We start from the raw sequence: 491 nt of genomic DNA on the forward strand, positions 1-491 counted from the left end.
GACGCTGGCAACGGGCGTGCGGCTCGCCAACGAGCGCGCCTCGCTGGAACTGGGCGGGGGCGTGAGCTATCTGACCGCCGGCTCTGTGGCTCGCGAGGCCGTCCTGGGCAGAGGCCCTGGCGACACCTTCGCCTACACGGTCGGAAACGACTGGGCATTTGCCCTTGGCGGTCGCCTCAACGTCAACTGGTAGGCGACGGCGGCCCTCCTTTGCCGCCGTCGCCCCTCTGCCGGCCTTCCTTGGTCAGGGCGCGAAAACCACCGCCGTCATCCTCGGCTCGGAGGCCGAGGGGGCCTTGGCTGCTAACCGTCGACCTCAATGGCGATCGTTTGCGGTATTGGGGGTGGGCGGGCCGTCTTCGATCATGCCGTCGAGGTGGAAGCGGATGGCGACCGCAATTCCGGCCCGTGCCTCCTCCGGCATCGCACCGGCCGCCACACGCAACCGGGCAGGTCGGGGACATGGGCGGAGAAGGTGTTGCCCATGTTCT

At 68.8% G+C, this 491-nt stretch carries 1 pseudogene; it reads left to right on the forward strand.

The features are described from left to right. A pseudogene (locus tag AC5E6L_RS12675) lies at positions 1 to 193 on the forward strand (hypothetical protein); the annotation flags it as partial. Between the last annotated feature and the right edge of the window lie 298 nt (positions 194 to 491).

It is taken from the genome of Roseitalea sp., from assembly GCF_984466335.1.